This window comes from Alcanivorax sp. VBW004 (assembly GCF_009718865.1).
Lineage (GTDB): Bacteria > Pseudomonadota > Gammaproteobacteria > Pseudomonadales > Alcanivoracaceae > Alcanivorax.
The window spans coordinates 40,274-65,162 of sequence record NZ_WNHC01000001.1 but is presented as its reverse complement, the minus strand read 5'-3'; the positions used below and the strand labels follow the sequence as shown (position 1 = coordinate 65,162).

At 58.8% G+C, this 24,889-nt stretch carries 26 protein-coding genes; 18 read left to right on the top strand and 8 right to left on the bottom strand.

Going from position 1 to position 24,889, the window contains the following annotated elements:
• Positions 1–73: 73 nt before the first annotated feature.
• The 10 genes from F1529_RS00325 to F1529_RS00280 all read left to right on the top strand — a co-directional run bounded on the left by F1529_RS00325 (position 74) and on the right by F1529_RS00280 (position 7,605).
• Entirely contained in the window at positions 74–730 is a 657-nt protein-coding gene (locus F1529_RS00325) for a VOC family protein (RefSeq protein WP_155131061.1), read from the top strand.
• The gene (locus F1529_RS00320; RefSeq protein WP_155131058.1) at positions 727–1,902 is read left to right on the top strand and encodes an alpha/beta fold hydrolase; all 1,176 of its coding nucleotides are present in this window, start codon (positions 727–729) and stop codon (positions 1,900–1,902) included. The genes F1529_RS00325 and F1529_RS00320 overlap by 4 nt, the downstream gene beginning before the upstream one ends.
• A gap of 115 nt (positions 1,903–2,017) precedes the next feature.
• The gene (locus tag F1529_RS00315; protein WP_007148664.1) at positions 2,018–2,872 is read left to right on the top strand and encodes a triacylglycerol lipase; all 855 of its coding nucleotides are present in this window, start codon (positions 2,018–2,020) and stop codon (positions 2,870–2,872) included.
• A gap of 84 nt (positions 2,873–2,956) precedes the next feature.
• On the top strand, positions 2,957–3,406 hold the full coding sequence (locus F1529_RS00310) for an OsmC family protein (protein WP_155131055.1): 450 nt from the start codon (positions 2,957–2,959) through the stop codon (positions 3,404–3,406).
• Positions 3,407–3,662: 256 nt separating this feature from the next.
• Entirely contained in the window at positions 3,663–4,802 is a 1,140-nt protein-coding gene (locus tag F1529_RS00305) for an acyl-CoA dehydrogenase family protein (protein ID WP_155131052.1), read from the top strand.
• A gap of 605 nt (positions 4,803–5,407) precedes the next feature.
• Entirely contained in the window at positions 5,408–5,854 is a 447-nt protein-coding gene (locus F1529_RS00300) for a nuclear transport factor 2 family protein (RefSeq protein ID WP_155131049.1), read from the top strand.
• Between the two features lie 191 nt (positions 5,855–6,045).
• The gene (locus F1529_RS00295; RefSeq protein WP_155131046.1) at positions 6,046–6,375 is read left to right on the top strand and encodes a hypothetical protein; all 330 of its coding nucleotides are present in this window, start codon (positions 6,046–6,048) and stop codon (positions 6,373–6,375) included.
• A 63-nt stretch (positions 6,376–6,438) separates the two neighbouring features.
• Entirely contained in the window at positions 6,439–6,711 is a 273-nt protein-coding gene (locus F1529_RS00290) for a hypothetical protein (protein WP_155131043.1), read from the top strand.
• Between the two features lie 92 nt (positions 6,712–6,803).
• Entirely contained in the window at positions 6,804–7,226 is a 423-nt protein-coding gene (locus tag F1529_RS00285; protein WP_155131040.1) for a hypothetical protein, read from the top strand.
• Between the two features lie 49 nt (positions 7,227–7,275).
• Positions 7,276–7,605, top strand: a complete 330-nt coding sequence (locus F1529_RS00280) for a YnfA family protein (protein WP_290517223.1) — start codon at positions 7,276–7,278, stop codon at positions 7,603–7,605.
• 77 nt (positions 7,606–7,682) lie between these two features.
• Here the strand turns inward: F1529_RS00280 and F1529_RS00275 are convergent, their stop codons facing one another.
• From F1529_RS00275 to F1529_RS00265, 3 genes are all read right to left on the bottom strand, one after another.
• Positions 7,683–8,276 carry a class GN sortase gene (locus F1529_RS00275; protein ID WP_155131037.1) on the bottom strand — a complete coding sequence of 198 codons (594 nt, stop codon included), beginning with the start codon at positions 8,274–8,276 and terminating at the stop codon, positions 7,683–7,685.
• The gene (locus F1529_RS00270) at positions 8,263–10,236 is read right to left on the bottom strand and encodes a marine proteobacterial sortase target protein (RefSeq protein ID WP_155131034.1); all 1,974 of its coding nucleotides are present in this window, start codon (positions 10,234–10,236) and stop codon (positions 8,263–8,265) included. The genes F1529_RS00275 and F1529_RS00270 overlap by 14 nt, the downstream gene beginning before the upstream one ends.
• Before the next feature lie 240 nt (positions 10,237–10,476).
• A complete protein-coding gene (locus F1529_RS00265) occupies positions 10,477–11,142 on the bottom strand; it encodes a GntR family transcriptional regulator (protein ID WP_007150803.1) in 666 nt (221 codons plus the stop codon).
• A gap of 161 nt (positions 11,143–11,303) precedes the next feature.
• Here F1529_RS00265 and F1529_RS00260 point away from each other — a divergent pair, with 161 nt between their 5' ends.
• Positions 11,304–12,452 (top strand): alkane 1-monooxygenase, encoded by a 1,149-nt coding sequence (locus F1529_RS00260; protein ID WP_007149975.1) that lies wholly within the window; start codon positions 11,304–11,306, stop codon positions 12,450–12,452.
• Between the two features lie 192 nt (positions 12,453–12,644).
• On the opposite strand, the gene F1529_RS00255 is transcribed toward F1529_RS00260, so the two are convergent.
• From F1529_RS00255 to def, 5 genes are all read right to left on the bottom strand, one after another.
• On the bottom strand, positions 12,645–14,096 hold the full coding sequence (locus tag F1529_RS00255; protein WP_007150777.1) for a TrkH family potassium uptake protein: 1,452 nt from the start codon (positions 14,094–14,096) through the stop codon (positions 12,645–12,647).
• 111 nt (positions 14,097–14,207) lie between these two features.
• Positions 14,208–15,584, bottom strand: coding sequence for a Trk system potassium transporter TrkA (gene trkA / locus F1529_RS00250; protein ID WP_007151073.1), 1,377 nt, complete (start codon positions 15,582–15,584; stop codon positions 14,208–14,210).
• On the bottom strand, positions 15,581–16,912 hold the full coding sequence (gene rsmB, locus F1529_RS00245; protein ID WP_230457832.1) for a 16S rRNA (cytosine(967)-C(5))-methyltransferase RsmB: 1,332 nt from the start codon (positions 16,910–16,912) through the stop codon (positions 15,581–15,583). The genes trkA and rsmB overlap by 4 nt, the downstream gene beginning before the upstream one ends.
• Positions 16,881–17,873 carry a methionyl-tRNA formyltransferase gene (fmt, locus tag F1529_RS00240; RefSeq protein ID WP_155131028.1) on the bottom strand — a complete coding sequence of 331 codons (993 nt, stop codon included), beginning with the start codon at positions 17,871–17,873 and terminating at the stop codon, positions 16,881–16,883. Before fmt ends, rsmB begins: the two co-directional genes overlap by 32 nt.
• Positions 17,874–18,075: 202 nt before the next feature.
• Positions 18,076–18,582: a peptide deformylase gene (gene def / locus F1529_RS00235; protein ID WP_155131024.1), complete on the bottom strand. Its 507-nt coding sequence runs from the start codon at positions 18,580–18,582 to the stop codon at positions 18,076–18,078.
• A gap of 147 nt (positions 18,583–18,729) precedes the next feature.
• Between def and F1529_RS00230 the strand changes: the two genes are divergently transcribed.
• From F1529_RS00230 to F1529_RS00200, 7 genes are all read left to right on the top strand, one after another.
• Positions 18,730–19,800, top strand: coding sequence for a LysM peptidoglycan-binding domain-containing protein (locus F1529_RS00230; protein ID WP_230457663.1), 1,071 nt, complete (start codon positions 18,730–18,732; stop codon positions 19,798–19,800).
• A 75-nt stretch (positions 19,801–19,875) separates the two neighbouring features.
• Positions 19,876–20,937, top strand: a complete 1,062-nt coding sequence (gene dprA / locus F1529_RS00225; protein WP_007149770.1) for a DNA-processing protein DprA — start codon at positions 19,876–19,878, stop codon at positions 20,935–20,937.
• Positions 20,938–21,013: 76 nt separating this feature from the next.
• Positions 21,014–21,562 carry an L-threonylcarbamoyladenylate synthase gene (locus F1529_RS00220; RefSeq protein ID WP_155131022.1) on the top strand — a complete coding sequence of 183 codons (549 nt, stop codon included), beginning with the start codon at positions 21,014–21,016 and terminating at the stop codon, positions 21,560–21,562.
• A gap of 29 nt (positions 21,563–21,591) precedes the next feature.
• Positions 21,592–22,500, top strand: coding sequence for an oxygen-dependent coproporphyrinogen oxidase (gene hemF / locus F1529_RS00215; RefSeq protein WP_007150863.1), 909 nt, complete (start codon positions 21,592–21,594; stop codon positions 22,498–22,500).
• A complete protein-coding gene (gene aroE, locus F1529_RS00210) occupies positions 22,497–23,333 on the top strand; it encodes a shikimate dehydrogenase (RefSeq protein WP_155131019.1) in 837 nt (278 codons plus the stop codon). Before hemF ends, aroE begins: the two co-directional genes overlap by 4 nt.
• A gap of 6 nt (positions 23,334–23,339) precedes the next feature.
• Positions 23,340–23,786, top strand: coding sequence for an ion channel (locus F1529_RS00205; protein WP_007149358.1), 447 nt, complete (start codon positions 23,340–23,342; stop codon positions 23,784–23,786).
• A gap of 61 nt (positions 23,787–23,847) precedes the next feature.
• Entirely contained in the window at positions 23,848–24,828 is a 981-nt protein-coding gene (locus tag F1529_RS00200; protein WP_155131016.1) for a lipid A deacylase LpxR family protein, read from the top strand.
• Positions 24,829–24,889: the final 61 nt, after the last annotated feature.

The window sequence follows — 24,889 nt, the reverse complement described above, 5'->3', positions numbered from 1 at the left end:
TTGGTGGCGGCGTCTGCGGCAACCTTGGGTTAAGGAGCATCATTGCCGCCACTAACAATAACAGGAGCCAACCATGAGCAGCCTGCCCCCCTGCGCCATGCTCAAGCACGTGCACCACAGTGCCTACCGCTGCCGCGATGCCGAGCAGACCCGCTGGTTTTATGAAGATGTTTTGGGCCTGCCACTCACCCTGGCCATGGTGTTCGATGAAGAACCCGGCACCGGCCGCAAGATCGATTACATGCATCTGTTCTTCAAGATGGGCGATGACAATTTCATTGCCTTCTTCGATGCCCCGGAGGGGGCGGATGAAAAGATGTTTCGCCCGCGCAGTGCCTTCGATCTGCACTTGGCCTTTGAAGTGGACACCCTGGGCGAGTTGAAGGACTGGCGCCGACGAATCAACAAGGCGGGTCGCCCTTGCTTCGGCCCCATCGACCACGACTTCATTCACTCCATCTATTTCTTCGACCCCAACGGCATTCCGCTGGAGATCACCATCAAGGATGCCCGCTACGAGGCGGTGGTGGCGGAGGATGCTGCCAGCGCCCATGGGGTGCTGAAGGCATGGACCGAAAAGACCCGCGCGCTGAAGGAAGGCAATTTTGGTGCCGCGGCCCTGGATATGCGTGGCCTGGACATGAGCAAGACTGACTTCTCGAAAGTGAAGGGCGCCATGGACCAGCAGAAGGGCACACAAAGAGAAGAACAAAAGGACGCCCCGCAATGAGCAAGCACTACGATCGCACCCCGTATCTGGTGACCTTTATGGAGCAATCCAGCTTCAAGGACACCTATGCCGGCCCCATGGATCTGGTGGCGCTGGAATCCCACCTGCTTACCCCGAAAAGCGGCCCGGGCAAAACCGTGGTGATCTTTATGCACCCGGTGGGTGGAGGTGCTTACCTGCCCATGGTCTCGGCGCTGGCGAAAGCGGGGCTCTCCGTTATCTATTGCAACAGCCGTTACCGCGGGGCCGACAGCGCGTTGCTGATGGAAAAAGTGGTGGCGGATCTGGGCGCCTGCGTGCGCGATGCCAAAGAACGGTTGGGTTTTGAAAAGGTGGTGCTGGCGGGCTGGTCCGGTGGCGGCTCCCTGAGCCTGCTGTATCAGGCCGAAGCGGAAGACCCACAGATTACCCACACCCCGGCGGGGGATCCTTATGACCTCACCGCGCAAAAGCTGATCCCGGCGGACGGCATCATGCTGCTGGCGGCCCACGTGTCCCGCGCCATCACCATGACCGAATGGCTGGACCCCTCCGTGAAGGACGAAACCAACCCGGAGGATCGGGATCGGGAGCTGGATATCTACCACCCGGATTGCCCCAACCAGCCGCCCTACAGTGCTGCGTTCGTGGCCCGTTTCCGTCAGGCGCAGATCGACCGCAACCGCCGCATCACAGCCTGGGTGAAGGGCAAGCTGGAAGATTTCCGTAGCCAGGGCCTGCACACGGAGGAGTACGGCTTCATCGTGCACCGCACCATGTGCGACGTGCGCTGGCTGGATCCGAAACAGGACAGCAATGACCGTGCCCCCGGCACCTGTTATCTCGGCGACCCGCAAACGGTGAACAACGGCCCGGTGGCGTTGGCGCGCTTCAACACCCTGCGTGGCTGGTTGAGCCAGTGGAGCTTTGACGATTCCCGCGCCAATGGCCCGGCCTGTGCCGGGCGTATCACGGTGCCGGCCCTGGTGATCGGCAACACTGCCGACAATGCCTGTACCCCCAGCCATACCCAACGGCTCTTCGATGGCTTCCAATCAGGGCAGGCCACCTTGAGAGAAGTGGCCGGTGCGAATCACTATTACTTTGGCCAGAACGACAAACTGGCTGAAGCGGTAGAGCACTGCACCCGCTGGCTGCACGAGCAGGGGCTGCACCAGGCAGGTGTGGAATGATGGGTGGTCAATTGTGAATTCTCTTCACGCCTTGTCCGACAGTCATACCAGCCCCGCTTCATCCTCCCCGGCACTGGCCTAGCGTCAGTAAAAACAACAACGGAGTAATCACGGGATGGGTTTGATCATTTTTCTGTTGGCACTGGCGGTGCTCGCCACGGTGTCCATCACCCTGCTGTTCTACCTGTGCTGGTACTACGACCGCCGCAGTTTTCCGCAACAGGCCGAGCTGCCCGGTGAGCAGCCGCTACGGCTGGTGCCCGCCATGTTGGGCATGGCCAAGGAAGCCGCCGCGCTGACGGTTTTGGTGTTCAGTTATCCGTTGCGGTTGATCCACGATACCTCGCCGGCGCGCAGCCGCCATCACGGTGAGCCACCGGTGATTCTGGTCCACGGCTATGGCGGTAACAGCGCCAACTTCCTGTTTATGCAGTGGCGACTGAAGTGGCGGGGCTGGTCCAACGTCTATTCCGTGAGCTATACCCCGCCACACATCAATGCCCGCAAGCTGTCCCAGCAGGTGGTGGACCATGTGGAGCGTATCCTGGCGGCCACGGGCGCGGAAAAAGCGCACTTGGTTTGCCACTCCATGGGCGGCCCGCTGACCCGGTACGCCCTGAAAAACCTGGGCCTGGCCGGCAAGGTGGATCGGGTGATCACCCTGGGTAGTCCGCACTATGGTTCGCGGGTCGCCGGCCTGTTTCCGCCGTTGGGCGCTGCCGCCCAGCTGCGCTACCAGAGCCCTTTTATCCGGGAGCTGGCCACTGAAACAACCTGCCCGGGTGGCGCGCGGTACTTTTCCATCTTTTCCAACATGGATAATTTTGTGCTGCCGGTCTCCACGGCGGTGTTGCACGGTGCGGAAGAAAATATCCATGTCCCGTATCTGGGCCATTGTGCCTTGTTGTACAGCACGCGGGTGATGGATCAGGTGGAGCGTTGCCTTCTGGCCCCGGTGAAGGACAGCTGATCAGACATTGATCTGGAACATGGTTGCCTTTCCTCTCTTGCCGGATCATGGTGAAAGTGATCACGCGAGAGAGGGAGTTTGACCATGAGTGAATACGGCGCAACAGTGGCCTGGCACCTGCAGCGGGGCACTGAATTCGATTATGAACATTTCAATCGGGACCACGAGTGGACCTTCGCCGGCGGCGAAGTGGTGCAGGCCTCCGGCTCCCCGGAGTTTTACGGCTGCGCCAACCGGGTGAACCCGGACGAAGCCGTCATTGCCGCCACGGCCAGCTGTCATATGCTGACTTTCCTGTCCATCGCCGCCAAGCGTGGCCTCAACGTCCTTAGCTATATTGACCAGCCGGTAGGCACGGTAGAAAAGAACCCGGAAGGCCGCATGGCAATTACCCGGATCGTGCTGCGCCCCCGAGTCGTCTTCGACGGCGAGGAACCGGATGGCGATGCCCTGGAAAAGCTCCACGACAGCGCCCATCGCAACTGCTTCGTGGCCAATTCCCTGAAGGCGGACGTGCGCATAGAGCCAGTCTAGTCGACCGGGTTTCCCTCAAGCCTGACGGATTCTGCAGGAGCGCCCTTCCAGGGCGCGAACCCCCGTACGCCAATCGTAAACCCCCAAACTCCAGATTTGCCGGCGCAGGTCAAAGGCATCGATTCGCCTCACCCGTCGGGACCGGACAGTCACCCGGCAGTGATGTGACCGTCACGCCTTATGGCTAGAATGTGGACCATTGTTTCGCGGCCCACCCTGCGTGGGTCGTTGCCGTTCACTCACAGGACTAGCCAACATGCTTGATCAGAACGAAATCGAACTGTTTCGCGATAACGTCAAAAAATTCCTCGAAAACGAAGTCGCTCCTTACTACGACCAGTGGGAAAAAGCCGAAATGTTCCCCCGCGAGCTGTGGAACAAGATGGGCGAAAATGGCCTGCTGTGTGTGGACGTACCGGAAGAATACGGCGGCTTCGGCGCCAACTTCCGCCTGTCCGCAGTGATTGTGGAAGAAGCCTCCCGGGCCGGCTTCGGTGCCCTGGCCTCCAACATCTCCGTGCACTCCGACATCGTTGCTCCCTACATCCTGCACCTGGGCAACGAAGAGCAGAAACAAACCTGGTTGCCGAAAATGGTCACCGGTGAAGCCGTAGGCGCCATCGGCATGACCGAACCCGGTGCCGGTTCAGACCTGCAGGGCATGAAAACCCGTGCCGACAAGGACGGCGATGGCTACAGCATCAGCGGCCAGAAAACCTTCATCACCAACGGCCAGCACTGCGACGTGATCGTGCTCGCCACCAAGACCGACCCCAATGCCGGCTCCAAAGGCATGACCCTGTTCACCGTGGACTGCGCGCTGGATGGCTTTGCCCGTGGCCGCAACCTGGAAAAAATGGGCCACCACGCGGCGGACACCTCTGAACTGTTCTTCGAAAACGTGAAAGTGGGCGCCGACCAGATTCTCGGCGGTGAAGGCAAAGGCTTCGCCAACCTGATGAACGAACTGCCCCGCGAACGCCTGATCCTGGCCCTGGGCGCCATCGCTGCCTGTGAAGGCATGATCGAGCGCACCATCGAATACACCAAAGAGCGCATGGCGTTTGGCAAGCCGATCTCCAGCCTGCAAAACACCCGCTTCGTGCTGGCGGACCTGCACGCCCAGGTCGTCGTCAACCGCGCCTACGGTGAGCAGTGCATCGACCAGTACGATCGCAGCGAACTCACCGCCACCAACGCCTCCATCGCCAAGCTCACCACCACCGAGCTGCAAGGCGTGGTTGCCGACAAATGTCTGCAACTGTTCGGTGGCTACGGCTACATGCAGGAATATCCCATCTCCCGCGACTACGTGGATGCCCGCATCCAGCGCATCTACGGCGGTACCAGCGAAATCATGAAGGAAATCATCTCCCGGGAGATTATCGGGCGTTAATCGCTTCCTTTCATGTTTCACAAAAACGCGGCTTCGGCCGCGTTTTTTTGTCCCTGCTTTTCTGTAGGAGCACCTCTTGAGGTGCGAACCTTAGTGCAGCCAAACCCTGACTAGCCCGTGCTCAACAGAAAACCCGGCTTATTTGTAGTATATGGCTTACATAAAAAGCTAAGCGGTTGATATAAAGTGAGTTTCATTGGGGGAGGGGTTGGGGAAACTCAGGAAATAAATCGCTGCTTTGACTTTTGTCAGACGAGATAAGTTCTCAACGTTCTCTAGCTCTCTGTGTCCATGAAAGTGGTAGCAGATCATATGTGCCGCTAATGGGGTTATATCCAGTGGTAATGTGATTGTTAGCCTAATTGCGTCTCTGTTTTTCTTTGGTTTTTGGCGACATGGCAGCCGTTTTTGCGCTTGCTTCCAGTATTAAGGCGAAAAAAAGGGAAGAGGAAAATTCTCAGTAATGCGAGGGATTCGGGAGGGGCGTTCCCTCGCATTAAGTCAGGCGCAATCCTCAAAACTGAATCCAATTTTATTTCCACGTTTTAGGTGGATGTGGAATGGTGTTCTATTTGAAATTTAAGTTCCGTTCTAGGGGGGTGGTAGTGAAAATTGTATTTTGCTTTATTTTAATTCTCCCGTTGAGTTGCTTTTCATCTGATGTCATTGATAGAGAAATGGTCGAGGAGTTTTTATATAAAGAGAAAAAATTTATACAGAATAAGGACGTTTCAGGGTTTTCCTTGCTGTTCGCGGATGACTTCATGGGGAAAGATAGGAATGGAAAAACTATTGGGAAGAGAGACGTAGTTACTGATATTTCCTCTGCATTTATTAATGCATCTAATTTGCTGCATTCTTCAAAAATAATTTCGCTGTCAATTTATAAGGATGGAAGTTCAGCAGAGTTGATCCTGGAAAATGAAACAAAGCTTCTCATAGAAGTTGGAGGTTTCCGCCAGGTCATTTCTAGCTCAGGGCTGACTAAATCCGTAATCGCGATAGATGATGGGTTATTGAAATACAAAGAAAATGTATACTTGGAAAGATAGTTGCGTTTTTGTACTGGTCAAAGCTGATGATTGGAGACCGTCAGAGATGTGCATGAGGGAGCCTGTTCCAGGTTTTCTTTTTCGGTTCCGCTGGGATTGTGGGGGACGAGAGGCCTGGCCTTTTTTCAGTGTATGGTGCTCGTTTCCTCGGGGAAATATCTGCTGATAGAATCTTTATAGGGATTAAATTAATGAAAAAGTACTTGCCAGTGTTCTTCATCATTCTCCTGTCAGGGTGTGCGGATCCACTGCCCGAAGACAGACTGGACTATGTAGGAGAGTGGCGCAGTAACGAAATGGGTCTGCTGATTCTTGCTGATGGATCTGTTTCCTATAAGCGGCTAAAGGGAGGGGCAACCACTTCCGTAAGTGGACCTTTAAAACGTTTTGAGGGCGACAACTTTGTTGTGGGGGTGTTTTTCATGACTACCACATTCGACGTCACGGAGCCGCCGCATGAAATTGGTGGTGCATGGAAAATGACTGTTGATGGTGTGCGATTAACAAGAGTTAGTGACTAATGTGTCAACAGGAAGAGTAAAATTAGGAAAACCGGTTTTTTAATTTTTAATGCGCTGGGGTTGATGGGAATCATCCTTCTGGGTTTGTTTTGCTATCTTAATGAAATCGCATCGCCAGATAATGTTCTGCATGAGTACCGGTTAAGGCTCGTTCTGGTCTTCGTGGTAGCGATTATTATTCATGGCGCCTATTTGATCGCTGAAGCAGTCAAAAAGAAGAGATATGTCTGGATGGTGCTGATGCTAATTGCGCCGGTTCCTGTTTACTGGATCTATTACCTCTATGTCGTCGTGATAGGCATTGGAAACTATGTAAAAGCGAAAGCTGCGGAGTAGAAGCGGATCTATTCCCGGCGTTTTCCTGTGTGATGAGATTTCCATGTTTATGGTGTTTCGTTTCTTTAATTTAAATCGTCAAGATGTGATTTATGAAGCTCTCCAAGGTTTTTCTCCTTCTTCTGCCCGCAATTTTTTCCGGCTGTACCAATGTGGCCGGTGATGTCACCAGAACCTTGAGTCCGGTGTCGTCCGCTCCTCTCGACCGCGCGGCGTTGTTCTCCAGCGCTAATGCGTTTTTCACTGACGCGGGCTACCAGTGCAGGTCGACTTCCGATACGGAGGACTTTCGCTGCCGCAAAGATCTCCGTGATATCTATATTCACCAGACCCACGCGGTGGTGGAGATTTTCCCGGGCGATGATGGGGGCAACCCTCTGTTGGTGACGACGCGCTGGGATGAAGGGTTGATTCCGGGTGAGTTCATTTCCAGCCAGTTTAGTAATCCGGATGTGGCTGCGTTCTGTGATTACCTTGCGCAGGCGACGCTGGCTGTTTGCCGGAATGCGTCATGACGTGGCCTATGCCCCGGAGTGAATGGATGAGCAGAAAAAGGGCTGAACTGTGCCGGAAATAAAGACGTTTGCGTTGTTTGTGATTACGGCGCTCGCCGAGATCGTGGGCTGTTACTTGCCGTACCTGTGGTTGCGTGAAGGCAAGTCGATCTGGTTGCTGGTGCCAGCCGCGCTAAGTCTGGCGCTGTTTGCCTGGTTGCTTTCCTTGCACCCCACTGCTGCGGGCCGGGTGTATGCCGCCTACGGGGGCGTTTATATTTTTATGGCGATTTTCTGGTTGTGGGCGGTGGACGGTATTCGCCCGACAGCCTGGGATTTGCTGGGTTCCGGTGTGGCATTGTTGGGGATGGCCATCATCATGTTTGCGCCTCGCGCCTGACTGATACCTTCCTTGCTGGCCATTCGGCCTGTTCCTTTCTCCTTCTCATTTTCCCTTTCTGCCTTTTCCTGGTCTGTTTATTGTTCAGCATGGTTATTTGCCGCGTTGCTGGTGGGTGCCGATGTGGCGGTGACCACGTAGCGCAGGGGGCCGCCGGGAGTGAGGGCACCGAAGGGGTAGCAGGTGATCAGTATCAGCTGTTGGTCGTCCCGGGGGATGTGTAAGGGATGCTGTTGGCTATTGATGACCTGTTGTCTGCTGATCTGAAAATGCTGCTGTGAACCGTCGGCCAATTGCACGGCGAGGGGCTGGCCAGGGTTCAGGGTTTGCAGAAAGGCGAAGTGGGTGTCGCGGTGGCCGGCCAGGGTGAGGGCCTGGTCGCTGCCGATGCCGCCGGCCAGTCGGCCGGGCCCGAAAGCCAGGGCTTCACCGCTGGTGCTTTCCAGCACATAGAGGGTTTCCCCGGCGGGAGTGGTGAGGCGCGCCACCGGCCAGGTGTCTGCCCAGGGCCAGGGGCGCTGGGGTGCGCCCTGTTCCAGGGTGGTTTGCCAGGCGTGGGCGATCAGGTGCTGGGCCAGCCAGGCCTTGCCGTCCAGCCAGCTGGCCCAGCCTGCGAGCCCCAGAAGCCCCGCCAGACTGAGTGTCAGCGCCCCGCGTTCAAGCCGCGCCATGGTTCAGCCTCCGCTGACGAAGCCAGAGCAGCAGGCAGACCATCAGCAGCACGCCAGCCAGCCGCCACAACAACGGCGCCGGTGTGGCCGTGCCTGGCCAGGCCGCAGTGTGTTGCGTGCCGTGCGGTGCCTGGTTGCGAACGGTGTCGTGCAGCAGGGGTTCATGGGCGGGCCGGGAGACCGTTTCTTCCACGGCGATGAAGCTGGTGTAGCGGCTGACCAGTTGATGGCGCAGGGCCACGTCGGTGATCAGCGGGGCGATATCCGTTTCCGCAGCACCCAGGGTGATGCGGTCCATCAGGTCAGCGATTTTGCGCCGGGCCCACAGGCTGGCGGTGCCCGGGTGGTTGTTGTTGGTGGGCAGGGTGACCGGTTGTTGCCAGTGTTGGGTGCTGTAGCCGCTGACGGTAATGTGTTCCGGCGGCGCGGACAGCTTCATGGCTACCAACAGGGGCTCACCGGCATACAGGTCTGGCAGCTTTTGCGGCCAACGCTCGGTGACGATGCCGTCCGGGAGTTGCACCTGCAGGTTGCGCATCAGCGGCGATTCCAGGCGGCGAAACAAGGTGTCCATGCCTTGTTGCACCTGGTTTTGGTCGTTGATGTAGGTAAAGCTGCCGCGCCCGAACTGGGCGGCGCGGGTCATGAAATGGCTGTTGGGGGCGGAGCCGATACCCACGGTAAACAGGCGGGCTTCACCGAGCTGTTGCTGCAGGGCGCGGAAGATGCTGCTCTCGTTACCCACGGCGCCATCGGTAATAAAAATCACCTGGCGCAGGTAACCGTCGCTGACGGGCTGACTCAGGGTGGCGCTGAGGGCGGGCAGCATGTGAGTGCCGCCGCTGGCTTGCAGGCCATCCACGAAATCTTGCGCCTGTTGGCGGCTGTTATCGCTGACCGTGACCGGCGTTTCAAACAGCAGGGTGTGCTGGCTGTCGAAGTCGGTGATGTTGAAACGGTCGCCGGGCTTCAGGCGCTGCAGGGCCAAGTGCAGGCTGGCCTTGGCCTGGCGCATGGGCGCGCCGCCCATGGAGCCAGAGCTGTCGATGATGAACAGGGTTTCCCGCGGCAGCGCTGTCACTTGGCCGGTTTCCGGCGGAACCACCATCAGCAGGGCATAGTGCTCGCCGTCGATTTCTTCGTGAAAGCGGGTAACCAGTGGTTCGCCGGTGTCTTCCAGTTCCCAGTTGAGCAGCAGATCCCGATCCATGGCGATGGCGCCGGCTTTTGGTGTGATGCTGTAGCGCCGCCCGTGCCGTTGGTAGTGGATGGCGTGGCTGGGGCTGCCCAGCGTGGCCAGCCGCGCACCGGCATCCAGATCGATATGGACGGACGCGGTGCCGGCCTCGGCGGTACCGCCGGGGGCCGCTACGGTGTTGCGTAGCAGGGAATCCAGTGTGTGGGGTGCTTCCGTGGGCGGAGTGAAGCGCGGCGTCAGGGTGAGGGGCAGGCGCAGTTGGAAGCGGTGGCCATCCACATTCAGGGTCTGCTGGTAATGCAGCTCCACTTGCACCGTTTCGCCGGGGGCGATGTTGGCCACGGCGGTGGTAAACAGGTTGGGGCGTTGCTGGCTGACCAGGCTGGCCTTCTTGCCGCTGGCGCGGGCCTGTCGGTAGGTCTTTTCTGCTTCGGCCTTCCTGTCGATGCGGCCGACGATGCGCCTGTCTCCGATGGTCAGCACCATGCCGTCCACGGCGGCGTTTTCCGGCAGCGGAAACAGGTAGCGCCCTTCGCGAAACTGCTGGCTGGGATTGTGAAAACGCTGGGTCAGCGTGACCTCTGCCACCGGGCCGCTGACGGTAATGCGGGCGTCGGTGTCCAGCAGGGTGGCGGGCTGAATCTGCCCCTGTTCATCGACCAGCAGCAAGGCGCCGGTGGCAGCCTCGTCCTGCCAGCGTTGCCCGTTTGCCTGGGCGGTGAACGTCAGTAGCAGTAGTGAGAAGAAAAGCGTCAGTTTCATGGTGGCCTCCTTGTGATGAGGGCCAGCATGGCAAGGGGATAAGGGCGCTTTATGGGGATTGTGTGGGGAAGCAATTAATAGTTAATAATGAATAATTAATAGTTCGCGACCTGACGTGAGCACCAAGAGCAAACACATGAGGCCGCGCCTTCCCCGTAGACGCGGCCTCATGCATTGGAAAAACAGAGACACCAGCTTCGCGCGTTATTAATTATTCATTATTAACTCTTCATTGCCTTCTTACGCCGCGCTGCGTTTGGCGATGGCGCGCAGGACGATCTGGCACTGGTTGTCGCCGTATTCGCGGATATCCGCTTCTGCGTCGGCCACATTGCGGCCGACAACGTTGACCAGCAGGCGCTTGAAGATCTGTAGCGAGACGTCGAATTCCGAGGTGTCTTCCTGCAGGGCGATAAACGAATAGCGCTTGAGCAGGGGGATCAGGTCCTGAATATCGGTGGCCAGGTAGCGGTTGTGGGCGAAACGCACGGTGGCGATTTCCACAAACCGGAAGGCCAGCTGGTGCGCGGCGCGCAGGTCGTCATTCACAAAGTGCTGTTCCAGCTGGGGCAGCATCTCCACCAGATCCTCAATTTCACCGGGTTGCCAGCGGGCAGCGGCCAGCCCGGCCAGCCGTGATAGCAGCATGAACAGGAACTCATACAGGTCGCGAACCTGCTCATCGGTGACCTCGCAGACGCGGGCGCCCTTGCGCGGCTGGAGCTCGATCATGTGCTGCTTTTCCAACAGCCTGAAGGCCTCACGGAGTGAGTTAGTGCTTACATCAAGCTGCTTGGCCAGTTCGTTTTCCGGCAGGCGACTGCCGGGGGCGAGCTCACCGGTAATGATTTGCTCACCCAGGTGTCGGGCGATTTGCTCGCTGAGGCTGACCGCTTGTAGCGACATGCTGGAGTCCTTGGTAAGGCGAGTGTGGCGTGCGGCTATTATCCGCGATCGGGATAAATATGTCATTAATTGAGTTGTTTGACAATTCAGGAAATCATGGATAATGTGACCTTCACATTGATGACTGTTACTGTTTGGCTTGAACTAGCGAGGTGTGAGCCATGTTCGAGAATATGAATGCCGATGTAATGCTAAAAATGAAAAAATACGGCTACCTGAGTTTCTGGGCCATTATGGTTCCATTGGTGCCTTTTTCTGCCTATGTGGGTGTGGAAAGCGGGACCCAGGATTATTGGGCCTGGTTTATGTACGTGTTTATTTTCGGCGTGATCCCGGTACTGGATTACCTGATCGGTAAAGACCCGACCAACCCCAGCGAAGATGTCCAGGTGCCCACCATGAGTGAAGAGCGCTTTTACCGGGTGTCGGCTATTGCCATGGGCTTTGTGTGGATTGCGGTGCTGTTCTACGCCGGCCATATCTTCATGACCAATGACTATGGGTTGTTGGGCAAGATTGGCTGGATCGTGTCCATCGGCACGGTGGGTGGCATTATCGCCATTAACCTGGGCCATGAGCTGATCCACAAGGATCCCAAAGTAGAAAACTGGATGGGCGGTTTGCTGCTGTCTACAGTGACTTATGCGGGTTTCAAGGTGGAGCACGTACGCGGTCACCATGTGCACGTGTCTACTCCGGATGACGCCTCTTCAAGCCGTTACAACCAGAGCCTGTACAACTTCCTTCCCAAGGCGTTCGTGCATAACTTCATCAATGCCTGGAGCCTGGAAAAGAAATACCTGGAGCGTAAGGGCAAGAAAAATATCAGCATCTACAACGAGCTGATCTGGTGGTACAGCATTTCTGCCTTGTTCGCGGTGACCTTTGGTTTGCTGTGGGGCTGGATGGGTGTGGTTTTCTTCCTGGGGCAGAGCTTCTTTGCGGCGCTGGCACTGGAAATCATCAACTACATTGAGCACTACGGCCTGCACCGTCGTGTGAATGAGAAAGGGCGTTTCGAGCGGGTGACTCCGGCCCACAGCTGGAACTCCAACTACTTGCTGACCAATCTGGCCCTGTTCCAACTGCAGCGTCACAGTGATCACCACGCCTACGCCAAGCGTCGTTATCAGGTGCTGCGTCACTACGAGGAAAGCCCCCAGCTACCGGCGGGTTACGCCACCATGTATGTGTTGGCAATGATCCCGCCGCTGTGGAAAAAAGTGATGAACCCGCGGGTGGAAGCCTATTACGAAGGCGAGCTGGACCAGCTGTTCCGTGACAGCAAGCGAGTCAACAATATCGCGTAAGAGCAGTTAACAGTTAATAATTAAGAGTTAACAGCTAGAACAAGAAAGCCCCGGCAATGCCGGGGCTTTTTTATGGTCGCTGGCACGCTTTCAACGAAGTCGCTGTAGGAGCACCGTTCAGGGTGCGAACCGTGCGAAGCACGAGGCGGTAAGGCATGACAGGTTCTCCCCTCCTCGCGTCACTTCCTTACTTCATTGTTTCCAGAACATCGGCGTGAACAGGACCAGCAGCGTAAAGATTTCCAGACGGCCGGCGACCATCAGTACGGTCATCATCCACTTGGCGCTGTCGGTGATGTTGGCGAAGCCGCCGCCCACCTGGCCGATCCCAACCCCCAGGTTGTTAAGGCTGGCAGCGACGGCGCTGACGGCGGTGGCCAGGTCCATGCCGGTCATGGTGAACAGCAGGGTGAAGATCACCGAAATGGTGATGTAAACACCGACAAACCCCCAAACGGCCTGTAGCACCCGGTCGGGAATGGACTGGCGCCCAAAGCGCAGGGCGAATACGCCGTTGGGGTAAATCAAACGGCGCAGTTCGCGAATGCTGTGGTGGAACACCAGGGCGGCGCGCACGGCCTTCATGCCGCCGCCGGTGGAACCGGCGCAGCCGCCGATAAAGCTGGTGAGTACCAGCAGATAGGGGATAAAGCCGGGGAAGGCAGCAGCATTGGTGCTGGTTAGCCCGGTGCCGGTGCTGAAAGACGCCACCTGGAACGCGGAGTGGCGGAGGGCATCGTCCACTTCGAAGTCGTAATGGAAGAACAGCAGGCCGGCGGTGATGATGGCGGTGTAGATCAGGAACAGGCTGATAAAAAAGCGAAACTCCGGATCACGAAGGTAGGCGAACAGGGAGCGGCCGCGCCACACTGCAAAATGCAGGGCAAAGTTGAGCCCGCCAATCAGAATGAACAGGGTGGCGGTCCAGTCGATCAGTGGGTTGTCCCAGTAGGCCATGGAGGCATCGTGGGTGGAAAAGCCGCCGGTGGCCACGGTGCTGAAGCTGTGACAAATGGCGTCGAACACGCTCATGCCGAAAGCCCAGTACAGCAGGGCACAGGCAATGGTAATAAACAGGTAGATAAACCACAGGGCTTTGGCCGTTTCGGCGATGCGTGGGGTGAGTTTGGCGTCTTTCATGGGGCCGGGGATTTCAGCTTTGTAGAGCTGCATGCCACCGATGCCGAGCATGGGCAGAATGGCCACCGCTAAAACGACTACGCCCATGCCGCCCAGCCACTGTAATTGCTGGCGGTAGAAGAGTACCGATTTGGGCAGAAAGTCGATGCCGGACAGGATGGTGGCGCCGGTGGTGGTGAGGCCGGAAACGGATTCGAATACCGCATCGGTGAAGCCCACCGGAACATCGTCACTGATAATTAGCGGCAGCGCGCCGATCACGCCGAGCACGGACCAGAACAGGGTAACGACCAGAAAACCGTCGCGGGTTTGCAGTTCGGTTTTGTTGCGGAAAAACGGCAGCCACAGGCTTAAGCCCAGCGCCAGGGTAATGACAAAGGAGATCAGGAACGGGGTTTCGCTGCCTTCCTGATACCAGTAGGACACGGCTACCGGCGGCATCATGGTAAAGCTGAAGACCACCAGCAGCAGGCCGAGAATTTTCGAAATTAGCGCGAAGTGCATGAGGGTTCCCGCTGGCAGGCCGACACGCACCACGTATCACGCCGAAGCCCGGCATGGTCGTGTGCTGCCTGTTGCGTGGTGCGTGGTTGCGTGTCTGCGTGCATGCGTTTCCTAAAAAAACGTAAAGCCGACCTGGAACAGTTTCTCCACGTCCCGGGTTCGGCGTTTGTCGATCAGGAACAAAATCACGTGGTCGTCCGGTTCGATCACCACATGGTCGTGGGCAATCAGCACTTTTTCGCCGCGCACAATGGCGCCGATGGTGGTGCCTTCCGGCAGATCAATTTCGTCGATGGCCCGGCCCACTACCTTGGACGATTTGGCATCCCCGTGGGCAATGGCCTCGATGGCTTCCGCTGCACCCCGGCGCAGGGAATAGACGTTGACCACATCGCCCCGGCGCACATGGCTGAGCAGGCTGCCGATGGTGGATTGCTGGGGCGAAATGGCGATATCGATGTCGTGCCCCTGCACCAGGTCCACGTAGGCCGGGTTGGAAATCAGCGTCATTACCTTGCGAGCACCGAGCCGTTTGGCCAGCAGTGAGGCCATGATGTTGGCTTCGTCATCGTTGGTCAGGGCGCAGAACACATCGGTGTTCTCGATGTTGGCCTTGAGCAATTCGTCCCGGTCGGTGGCCAGCCCTTGCAGCACTACGGTCTGGTGCAGTTTTTCGCCCAGCCATTCCGCCCGTTTGGGCATGCGCTCCAGGACTTTGACGTTGTAGCGATGCTGAATGGTCTTGGCCAGGCGGTAACCGATGTTGCCGCCGCCGGCGATAACGATGCGCTTGTAGTTATGCTCCAGGCGGCGCAGCTCACTCATGACCGCACGGATATCGTTCTTGGCGGCGATGAAGAACACCTCATCGTCGGCTTCGATCACGGTGTTGCCTTCCGGGATGATTGGCCGGCCGCGGCGGAAAATAGCTGCGACGCGGGTATCCACGTTGGGCATGTGCTTGCGCAATTCGCGCAGTTCGTTGCCCACCAGCGGTCCACCGTAATAGGCGCGCACCGCCACCAGCTGTACCCGGCCACCGGCGAAGTTCACCACCTGCAGGGCGCCCGGGTGTTCGATCAGGCGCTTGATGTAGTCGGTCACCACCTGTTCAGGGCTGATGATCACATCAATGGGCAGGGCGTTCTCGTTGAACAGTTTTTCCGAGCGGCTGGTGTAGTGGGCGGTGCGAATGCGGGCGATCTTGGAGGGGGTGCGGAACAGGGAGTAGGCCACCTGACAGGCGATCATGTTGACCTCGTCAGAGTTGGTCACTGCGATCAGCATGTCCGCGTCTTCGGCGCCGGCTTCCTTGAGTACTGCCGGGTAGCAGCCCATGCCGCGCACGGTGCCGATATCCAGGCGGTCACCCAGCTCGCGCAGGCGTTCATCATCGGTGTCGATGACCGTGATGTCGTTGCGTTCATTGGCCAGGTTTTCGGCCAGAGTGCCACCCACCTGGCCGGCACCGAGAATAATGATTTTCATGAACTGAGTCGGGCCCCCGATTCTTTACGCAGGCAAGCCAGGTAGAAACCGTCCGGACCGTGTTGTTCCGGGAACAGCTGCCACCCTGCGTCCACCATTGTGGCCCCTTCCGGCCGTGGCGTCACATCCCGGGCCTGTGGCTGGCGTTGCAGGAAGTCACGAACCTGATGGTCGTTCTCGTCGCGCAGCACCGAACAGGTGGCATACACCAGCATGCCGCCGGGATTGAGCAGCGGCCATAGTGCATCCAGCATGCGCGCTTGTAAATCAACCAGTGCGGCGATGTCCGAGGCCTTGCGGTGCCATTTCACATCCGGCTGGCGGCGCAGGATGCCGGTGGCGGAGCAGGGGGCGTCCAGCAGGATGGCATCGAAGGGGGTGCCGTCCCACCAGGAGTGCGGGTCGCTGGCGTCGCCTTGTAGCAGGGTGACGTCAGTGCCCAGCCGTGCCAGGTTTTCGCGGATGCGGGCCAGCCGTTTGCCTTCCAGCTCCAGGGCGGTGAGGTCTGCGGCGGGGAATTTCTCGCGCAGCTGCCCGGTTTTGCCGCCGGGGGCGGCGCAGGCATCGAGGATGCGACCGTTGGCCGGGGCCTGCAGCAATTCGGCGGGCAGCTGGGCGGCTTCGTCCTGCACCGAGAGGGCACCTTGCTCAAAACCGGGCAGCTGAAATACCGGCCGAGCGGGTTGCAGGTAAATGCTGTAAGGGGCAGCGCTGCCGGCACGGGCGCCTTCACCCAGGGCGGTGAGGGCATCGGCGCGTTGTTGCTGCTGACGATTCACCCGCAGGGTGAACGGCGGTGTTTGCAGGTTGGCGCGGGCCATGGCGTCGGCGTCGTCGGGCCAATCTTTTTGCCAGCGTTTAAACAGCCAGTCTGGCAGGCTCAGCTGGATATTGGCGGGGGCGTCGGCCACAGCCTCTTCAAGGGTAATCTGGCTGGCCTTGCGCAGCACCGCATTGCTCAGGCCGGCGGCCCAGGGGGCTTTCAGCTTGCGGCACAGTTGCGGGTAGGCATTGACGATGGCGTGGGCCGGGCGGTCGCTGAACCACAGTTCATAGAGGCCGGCCAGCAGTGCCAGCCGGACCGGCTGGGCGCTGGCCTTGAGGGGCTTGGAGAGTTGCTGGTTGAGCCAGTGATTGAGAGGGCGCAGGTGACGGCACACGCCGAAGCAGATATCGCGCATCTGGCCGCCGTCGCTGCCTTGCAGGGGAAAGTCGCGCAGCACCTCGCGCAGGCTTTCGCCGTCGCCCTTGCCGGGGAGCACCCGGTTGAGGGCGCGCACGGCGCTCAGGCGCGGGTCAGGCGTTGCCACATTGATCACCAGACGCATCGGCAATGGCATCGCCCAGCGGTTCGCCAACGGTGAACAGGGCCGGGTTGCCGCGCAGCAGGTCGGACACCGCCATGCGCCGTTTGCCGGGCAGCTGCAGTTCTTCGAGGATCAGGGCGCCATCGCCGGTGGCCACATGGATGCCCTGGTCGTCCACGGCCAGAATATGGCCGGGCTCGTCGTTGTCCTGCCCCGGTTGCGGGCTTTCGCTGGCCTGCCAGATGCGCATGGGCTGGCCGTTCAGGGGCACCCAGCTCACCGGGAAAGGATTGAAGGCGCGAATGCGGTTGTAGAGCGCACGGGTGGGCAAACGAAAATCCAGCCGCGCTTCGGCCTTGCTGAGCTTGTGGGCGTAGGTGACGCCTTCGTCCGGCTGTGGGGTGGCGTTGGCCAGGTGGTGCTCCAGATCGTTCAGCACGGTCACCAGCAGGCGGGCGCCCTGGGCGGCCAGCCGGTCGTGCAGTTCGCCGCCGGTTTCACTCTCGCCGATGGGCAGGGGTTCGCTGAGCAGCATGGGGCCGGTATCGAGCCCGGCTTCCATTTGCATGATGGTGTTGCCGGTTTCCGTGTCGCCGGTGGTGATGGCCCGTTGAATGGGGGCGGCCCCACGCCAGCGCGGCAGCAGCGAGCCGTGCACGTTCAGGCAGCCCAAGCGGGGGATGTCCAGCACCGCCTGGGGAATGATCAGCCCATAGGCCACTACCACCAGGGCATCCAGAGCCAGGTCCCGCAGCTGCTGGCGGATGTCTTCACCCTTCAGGTTTTCCGGCTGCAGCACGGCAATCCCGTGGCTTGTCGCCAGCTGTTTGACCGGGCTTTGCTGCACTTTCTTGCCGCGCCCGGCGGCGCGATCCGGCTGGGTGAGCACAGCCACGACCTGATGATCGCTATCCAGCACGGCCTGCAGGCTGGCGGCGGCGAAGTCCGGGGTGCCGGCGAAGGCAAGGCGTAAGGGTTTCAATGAGCGGCCTCTGGGTCGGTAAGTGGTGGAGCAGAGAGGTGAGTTGAAAGTGAAAAGTTGAAAGTTCAAACGCGAACCCTCGAGAAAGCCACACGTCTAACGCCACGGCCGCGCCGCAGGGCTGGAATCGCGGGCATGGCGATTCGCTATTCTGAAAGCCGTTTCGGGCTTTTCAACTTTGAACTTTCAACTTGCCTCTCTCTTAAGCCTGCTGGCGGTGGATCTTTTCCAGCTTCTTCTTGATGCGGTCACGCTTCAGTCGGGAGACGTAGTCCACGAACAGCTTGCCGTCCAGGTGATCGATCTCGTGCTGGATGCAGGTGGCGAGCAGTTCGTCCGCTTCTACTTCGAAGGCGTTGCCGTCCCGGTCCAGGGCATTAATCCGCACTCGGGCCGCGCGTTTCACCTTCTCATAGAACCCGGGCACCGATAGGCAGCCTTCTTCGTAGGGTGCCAGCTCATCGGTGAGTGGCGTGATCTGCGGGTTGATGTACACCTTGGGCTCGTTGCGCTCTTCGGACAGATCCATCACCAGCAGGCGCTTGTGCACGTTCACCTGGGTGGCCGCCAGGCCGATGCCGGAGGCGTCGTACATGGTTTCGATCATGTCGTCGATCAGTTTGCGAAGCTCGTCATCTACCTTTTCCACCGGCTTTGCTACTGTGCGTAGTCGGGGATCAGGGAATTCCAGTATTTCCAGTTTAGCCATGTACCTTCTCGGAAGTTGCGGTAGTACTCGAATTTCGGTTGCTAAATATATGATCGCATTGCTAATATCCAAAAGGAACCGCGTCTACAATAAGGGATCGCGGCCGCTCTCGGGGATGAGTCCAATAATGATAAAAGGAATCCGATGATGATGAAATCGGTCCAGCGCGCCTTGACCTTTGGCCTGGTGCTGGCGGTGTCCGGTATGGCCTCCGCAGCGGTGGTGCTCAAAGACGGGCACCCCAGCAAGTATTTCGTGAAAAACGGCGATACCCTTTGGGATATCAGCGGCCGTTTTCTGCAAGAGCCGTGGCAATGGCCGGAAATCTGGCAGATCAATGAGGAAATCAGTAACCCTCACTTGATCTATCCCGGCGACGAAATCCGGCTTTCCTACGTTAACGGTGAGCCGCGCCTGTCGGTAAAACGGGGCGTGGAAGAGACCGTGATGTCCAATGGTACAGTGAAACTCACCCCGCGGGTGCGTGAAATTGCCAATGACGAAGCGATTCCGGCCATTCCTGCCAGTGCAATCCAGTCTTACCTGAAGGAAGGGCTGGTGGTAGACCGCAAGGAAATCGTCGAAGCCCCCTACTTGGTGGGTGGCCGCGATCGCCGTGTGATCTTCGGTGAAGGTGATACCGTTTACGCCCGCGATACCGTGACCCAATGGGAAGACCTGGATCAGGGTTACGGTTTCTACCGCACCGGCGAGCAATATGTGGACCCGGATACCAATGAAGTGCTGGGTTACGAAGCCCGCCAGATCGGCCTGGGCCGGGTGGCCAGCCACGATGACGACATGATTACCCTGCGGGTCACTGATTCCAGTGAAGACCTGCGTATTGATGATCGCCTGTTCTCCACCGAAGATCGCCGCGTGCGTGCCGTGTTGTATCCATCGGCACCGGACACCAAGATTGAGGCGAAAGTGATTCGCTTCTTTGACCGCCTTAACAGTGTGGCCCGTAACGACGTGGTGGTGATCAACAAGGGACTGCGTGACGGCCTGAAAGAAGGCAACGTGCTGGATATCTATGGCCAGGGCGAAGTGGTCCGCGATCGCCAGCAGGGTGACATGGTCCAGCTGCCCCGTGAGAAAACCGGTTCCATGGTGATCTTCCGGGTCTTCGACAAAGTCAGCTACGGCTTGATCATGGAGTCCATGCGGCCTATCTATATGAACGACATCGCCGAAAGCCCGGCGGGCAGCTACTGATTTCTCTGCGGTAGCGCTCACTGCCGGCGCTTAGGCGCCCGACAAAACCGTCAACGCACACAAGGAGGTGGGCGAATGGACGGACAATTTAAACGCCTGCTATTGCAGGCGTTGTTTTCCCCGTCGTCAGCGGCCCTTGGCCGCGCCCTGCAACAACACCGGATTGCGTCTGCACCGGTATCGGATTTTCTTCCCCTGCTACCGGCCGGCCTGAAAGAGCGTGCCCGGCTGCTGGACAATACCGGCAAGCTGCCCGTGTACTTTGAGCAACTGCGTGAGCAGGGCTGGCGCTGGATTGCGCTGGGGGATGCGGATTACCCGCCGCTGCTGGCACAGATCAACGACCCGCCCGGCGTGATTGCCGTGCGCGGTAGTGTTGAGGCATTGAATGCGCCTTCGCTGGCCATGGTGGGCGCGCGCAATGCCTCTGCGGACGGCCTCGACAACAGCCGCCGCTTTGCCCGCCAGCTGGCCGGTAGCGGCTTTGTGATTGTCAGTGGCCTGGCGCTGGGCATTGATGCGGCCGCTCATCGCGGTGCGGTGAGTGCCGGGCGCACGGTAGCGGTCATGGGGAGTGGTCCGGATTGTATCTACCCGCCGCGCCATGGCCTGCTGGCCAGCCAGATTGTGGAAGCCGGCGGGGCGCTGGTGTCGGAATTCGCGCCGGGGTCGCGCCCGCTACCTGCTCAATTTCCCATGCGTAATCGCATTATCAGTGGGCTCAGCCTGGCCACCATCGTGGTGGAGGCGGCCATCAAGAGTGGCTCGTTGATCACGGCGCGCACGGCGCTGTCCCAGAGCCGTGAGGTGTTTGCGATTCCGGGCAGTATCCACAATCCGCTTAGCAAGGGTTGCCACCAGTTGTTGCGCGATGGCGCCAGCTGGCTGGAATCCGTGGACGATATTTTCCAGGCCTTTGGGGATTTCCAGCGTAGCGTGGAAGCCAGCGGCATTCGTTGCGACCCTCCGGCCTTGCTTGCCCACCTGACCAGTGGACTGAACTCGCTGGATGCGTTGCAGCAGCGCACCGGAATGCCCATGCCGGAGCTGGCCGGGCAGCTGGCGGATCTGGAGCTGGAGGGTTGGGTGGAGCGGGTGGCGGGCGGCTATCTGAAACGCCAGACCAGCGAAGCCTGAGCCGTCTGCTGATCGGCAGACTTGAGTCGCCGGCCCGTGCAGGGTAATTTGCCGCTTTTGCTTTCAGGGCTTCGTCATGGACCAGCATCTGCTCAGCGCGGCACAGATTATTCAGGCGGGCGGCGTGATCGCCTACCCCACGGAGTCTGTCTACGGCCTTGGCTGCGACCCGTTCAACCAGGACGCGGTGATGCAGTTGCTGGCCATCAAACAACGGCCGGTGAGCAAAGGGCTGATTCTGATTGGTGAAACCCTGGCGCAGCTGGCGCCGTATCTGCGCCTGAACGACCAGCAGGCGGCCCGATTGCAGCAGCAATGGCCGGCGCCGGTGACCTATCTGGTTGAGGCCAATGAGCATCTGCCTGCCTGGGTACGTGGGCAGCACCGCAAGGTGGCGGTGCGCGTGCCGGACCATCCGCTGGCTCGCCAGCTGTGCCGGCTGGCCGGGCAACCGATTATTTCCACCAGTGCCAATATCAGCGGCCGCCCGGCTGCCTGCAATCGCTATCAGGTGGCCCGGCAGCTGGGTGACCAACTCGACTTTATTGTCAGCGGCGCCTGTGACCGGGCGAGCAAACCCTCTACCATTATTGATCTGGAAAGCGGGCGCATTTTGCGCCCGTGAACACACCGACCGCATCCGGGGAAAGCACCATGTCAGAGGTTTCACTGCAGGCGGTGAAAGACTACCTGCTGGATCTGCAGGACCGTATCTGTGACGCACTGGGCGCCGAAGATGGCTCCGCCACCTTCCGTGAAGACAGCTGGGAGCGCGAACAGGGCGGCGGCGGCCGTAGCCGGGTGCTGGAAAATGGCGCGGTGATCGAAAAAGGCGGGGTGAACTTTTCCCATGTGTTTGGCGATCAGTTGCCGCCATCCGCCACGGCGGCCCGTCCCGAATTGGCCGGGCGCAGTTTCCAGGCCATGGGCGTGTCGCTGGTGATCCACCCGAAAAACCCCTATGCGCCGACCAGCCACGCCAACGTACGTTTTTTTGTGGCGGAAAAAGACGGTGAAGACCCGGTGTGGTGGTTTGGCGGCGGGTTCGATCTGACACCCTACTATGGGTTTGAAGAAGACGTGGTGCATTGGCACCAGACGGCCCGCGACGCCTGTGAACCGTTCGGTAACGAGATCTACCCAGAATTCAAAACCTGGTGTGATGACTACTTTTACCTCAAGCACCGGGATGAGCCCCGTGGTGTGGGCGGCTTGTTCTTCGATGACCTGAACCGCTTTGATTTCGACACCAGCTTTGCCCTGATGCGCAGTGTGGGCGACGCTTATGTGCCCGCCTATCAGCCGATTCTGGCGCGCCGTAAAGATCACGATTATGGCGAGCGCGAACGCCAGTTCCAGCTGTACCGTCGCGGCCGTTATGTGGAGTTCAATCTGGTTTACGATCGCGGCACGATTTTTGGTCTGCAATCTGGCGGCCGTACCGAGTCCATCCTGATGTCACTGCCGCCGCTGGTGCGTTGGGACTACGACTACCACCCCGAACCGGACAGTGCCGAGATTGAGCTTTACCAGAAATTTCTGATTCACCGGGAGTGGGTATGACTGCTGAGAAAACCGCGTTAGAAGCCGGGTTGTATTGTGTTTTTGGCAATCCGGTGAGTCATTCCCGCTCGCCGGATATTCACCACGCGTTTGCCGCTCAGCGTGGCGACGCTGTGCAGTATGAAAAGCGTGAAGCGCCGTTGGATGATTTCGCCGGCGCTGTGCAGTCCTTCCGTGAGGCTGGCGGGTTGGGCGCCAATGTCACGGTGCCCTTCAAGGAGCTGGCCTTTGCATTGTGCGATGCCATCACCGAGCGGGCCGACCAGGCCGGTGCGGTGAATACCCTGTGGTGGGATGGCGAGCAGCTGCACGGCGATAACACCGATGGCGCCGGGCTGGTGAAAGATATCCGTGATAATCAGGGTTGGAACATCCGCAAGAAACGGGTGCTGATCCTGGGCGCAGGCGGTGCGGTACGCGGTGTGCTGGGCCCGTTGCTGGCGGAAGAGCCCACCTTGTTGCGCATTGCCAACCGAACCAAAGAGAAAGCGGAAACGCTGGCCGCCAACGTAATGAAAGGCGAAGGCCCTCCGGTGTTGGGGGGTGGCCTGGATAATCTCATGGGGCAGTTCGATCTGGTGATCAACGCCATCTCTGCCGGTTTGCAGGGCGAAATGCCGGCGCTGCCGGATGGTTTGCTGGCAGACGGTGCGGTGGCCTACGACATGATTTATGGCAATGAACCGACACCGTTTCTGCGCTGGGCAGAACAGCAGGGCGCCAACGCCACCGCGGATGGCTTGGGTATGCTGGTTGAGCAGGCCGCCGAAGCGTTTGAAATCTGGCGTGGCTGGCGTCCGGACACGGCGCCTGTCATGGCCTTGTTGCGTTAGCCTGTCATGGCAGAAGGCGCGGTCATGTACGAAGTGGTGTATGCCTCCGTGGTCAGCCTGGCCATGGTGCTGACCACGGTGACGTTGCATTACTGGACGCTGGCGGGCCTGTCCCGCCTGCTCAAGCGCTGGCCAAATTTCCGGGGTGAAATCCTGGTGGTCGTTATCGCCATGTTTGCCGCCCATATGGTGGAAATCAGCCTCTATGCCTGGGTGTACCTGCTGCTGGATGTGGGAGACACCGCCATGGGTATTGGTGGGGCGGTGAACGGCAGCTTTCTTGACCACCTGTATTTTTCTGCCGCTTGCTATACCTCTCTGGGGCTGGGGGATCTGTTCCCGGTGGGTACCCTGCGTTTAATTGCCGGGGTGCAAGCGCTGAATGGTTTGATACTCATCACCTGGTCTGCGTCGTTTGCGTTTCTGGTGATGCAGCGCCGCTGGCGCTTTTAATCACGTTTCGACGTCGTCGTACGTGCTCGGGGCTCTTGGGCCCGTTATCACTGGGTGAAGTATGTCCCTGCGTTTTACTCTGTTATTAAGCGTTTTTTTACCGCTGCCTGTGCTGGCTGCCACGGTAGGTTTTTCCTGGGATAACGATCTGTTCGTCGGTGCCGATGGGCAGTACACCAATGGTGTGCGGATCAGCTGGGTGGGTGATGCCCATGACCATTGCGAACGCAATGGCAGTGTTACCTGCGGCCTGGCGAGCGCGCTGTCTCCCTTGCCCGGCATCAGCCTCAAGGATGAAAAGCATGCGCTGACGCTCAGTCTGGAACAGGTCATGATTACCCCGGCGGATATCAGCCAAAGCGCCCCTGATTACAATGATCTTCCCTATGCGGGTTACAGCAATCTGGAGATGGGGCTGTTCAGCTGGAACGGCGACAGCCTGTTTGGTTATGGCGCGCGTCTGGGTGTCGTTGGTCCGGAGTCCGGGGCGGAGCAAAGCCAGAAACTGGTTCACAAGATAACCGGTTCCACCGAGCCGCAAGGCTGGGATAACCAGCTGGGGACAGACTTGATCGGCGGCGTGTATTTTATCAATGCCCGCCGTTTCCAGCAGTTTCAGTGGGACTCGGGGCTGCAGGGCGAGCTGGGTTATGCCTGGGGTGTGGATGCCAACAATTTCCATGGGACCGTAACGGCTGGCGGTTTTTTCCGGCTGGGCCGAAACCTGCCGCGCAACTTTATTCCCGATTATGCCGGTATCGGCACAGCCGGTTCGCTGGTTGGCCTGTTTGATGGCAGTGGTTTTGGCTGGGAAGCGTTTGTGGGCAGCTTTGGTGAATATATCGGTTATTCCTACCTGGAACATCATGCCGAGGAATACGATGTGGAAGCCCGCGATGGTGTGCTGGCTCTGGTGGTGGGAGGCGGTGTGCGCTGGGACAATTTTTCTTTCACCCTGACACTGCAAAGTTCCACCTCTCCCCTGCGTAGCAGCGATGACACCTTCAGCTTCGGCAACATGTCCTTCATGTGGCAGATCTGAGCTACGAGCTACGAGCTACGAGCTACGAGCTACGAGCTACGAGCTACGAGCTACGAGCTAC

Bases quoted from the DNA above. Each gene is read 5' to 3' on its own strand.
- F1529_RS00200 (WP_155131016.1), top strand. From the start codon at position 23,848: ATGTCCCTGCGTTTTACTCTGTTATTAAGCGTTTTTTTACCGCTGCCT.
- dprA (WP_007149770.1), top strand. From the start codon at position 19,876: ATGGACGGACAATTTAAACGCCTGCTATTGCAGGCGTTGTTTTCCCCG.
- trkA (WP_007151073.1), bottom strand. From the start codon at position 15,584: ATGAAAATCATTATTCTCGGTGCCGGCCAGGTGGGTGGCACTCTGGCC.
- F1529_RS00325 (WP_155131061.1), top strand. From the start codon at position 74: ATGAGCAGCCTGCCCCCCTGCGCCATGCTCAAGCACGTGCACCACAGT.
- rsmB (WP_230457832.1), bottom strand. From the start codon at position 16,912: ATGCGTCTGGTGATCAATGTGGCAACGCCTGACCCGCGCCTGAGCGCC.
- F1529_RS00205 (WP_007149358.1), top strand. From the start codon at position 23,340: ATGGCAGAAGGCGCGGTCATGTACGAAGTGGTGTATGCCTCCGTGGTC.
- F1529_RS00255 (WP_007150777.1), bottom strand. From the start codon at position 14,096: ATGCACTTCGCGCTAATTTCGAAAATTCTCGGCCTGCTGCTGGTGGTC.
- F1529_RS00220 (WP_155131022.1), top strand. From the start codon at position 21,014: ATGGACCAGCATCTGCTCAGCGCGGCACAGATTATTCAGGCGGGCGGC.
- F1529_RS00265 (WP_007150803.1), bottom strand. From the start codon at position 11,142: ATGTCGCTACAAGCGGTCAGCCTCAGCGAGCAAATCGCCCGACACCTG.
- F1529_RS00315 (WP_007148664.1), top strand. From the start codon at position 2,018: ATGGGTTTGATCATTTTTCTGTTGGCACTGGCGGTGCTCGCCACGGTG.
- F1529_RS00290 (WP_155131043.1), top strand. From the start codon at position 6,439: ATGGGAATCATCCTTCTGGGTTTGTTTTGCTATCTTAATGAAATCGCA.
- F1529_RS00270 (WP_155131034.1), bottom strand. From the start codon at position 10,236: ATGAAACTGACGCTTTTCTTCTCACTACTGCTACTGACGTTCACCGCC.
- F1529_RS00310 (WP_155131055.1), top strand. From the start codon at position 2,957: ATGAGTGAATACGGCGCAACAGTGGCCTGGCACCTGCAGCGGGGCACT.
- F1529_RS00285 (WP_155131040.1), top strand. From the start codon at position 6,804: ATGAAGCTCTCCAAGGTTTTTCTCCTTCTTCTGCCCGCAATTTTTTCC.
- aroE (WP_155131019.1), top strand. From the start codon at position 22,497: ATGACTGCTGAGAAAACCGCGTTAGAAGCCGGGTTGTATTGTGTTTTT.
- F1529_RS00295 (WP_155131046.1), top strand. From the start codon at position 6,046: ATGAAAAAGTACTTGCCAGTGTTCTTCATCATTCTCCTGTCAGGGTGT.
- F1529_RS00275 (WP_155131037.1), bottom strand. From the start codon at position 8,276: ATGGCGCGGCTTGAACGCGGGGCGCTGACACTCAGTCTGGCGGGGCTT.
- F1529_RS00230 (WP_230457663.1), top strand. From the start codon at position 18,730: ATGATGAAATCGGTCCAGCGCGCCTTGACCTTTGGCCTGGTGCTGGCG.
- def (WP_155131024.1), bottom strand. From the start codon at position 18,582: ATGGCTAAACTGGAAATACTGGAATTCCCTGATCCCCGACTACGCACA.
- F1529_RS00260 (WP_007149975.1), top strand. From the start codon at position 11,304: ATGTTCGAGAATATGAATGCCGATGTAATGCTAAAAATGAAAAAATAC.
- F1529_RS00320 (WP_155131058.1), top strand. From the start codon at position 727: ATGAGCAAGCACTACGATCGCACCCCGTATCTGGTGACCTTTATGGAG.
- F1529_RS00305 (WP_155131052.1), top strand. From the start codon at position 3,663: ATGCTTGATCAGAACGAAATCGAACTGTTTCGCGATAACGTCAAAAAA.
- hemF (WP_007150863.1), top strand. From the start codon at position 21,592: ATGTCAGAGGTTTCACTGCAGGCGGTGAAAGACTACCTGCTGGATCTG.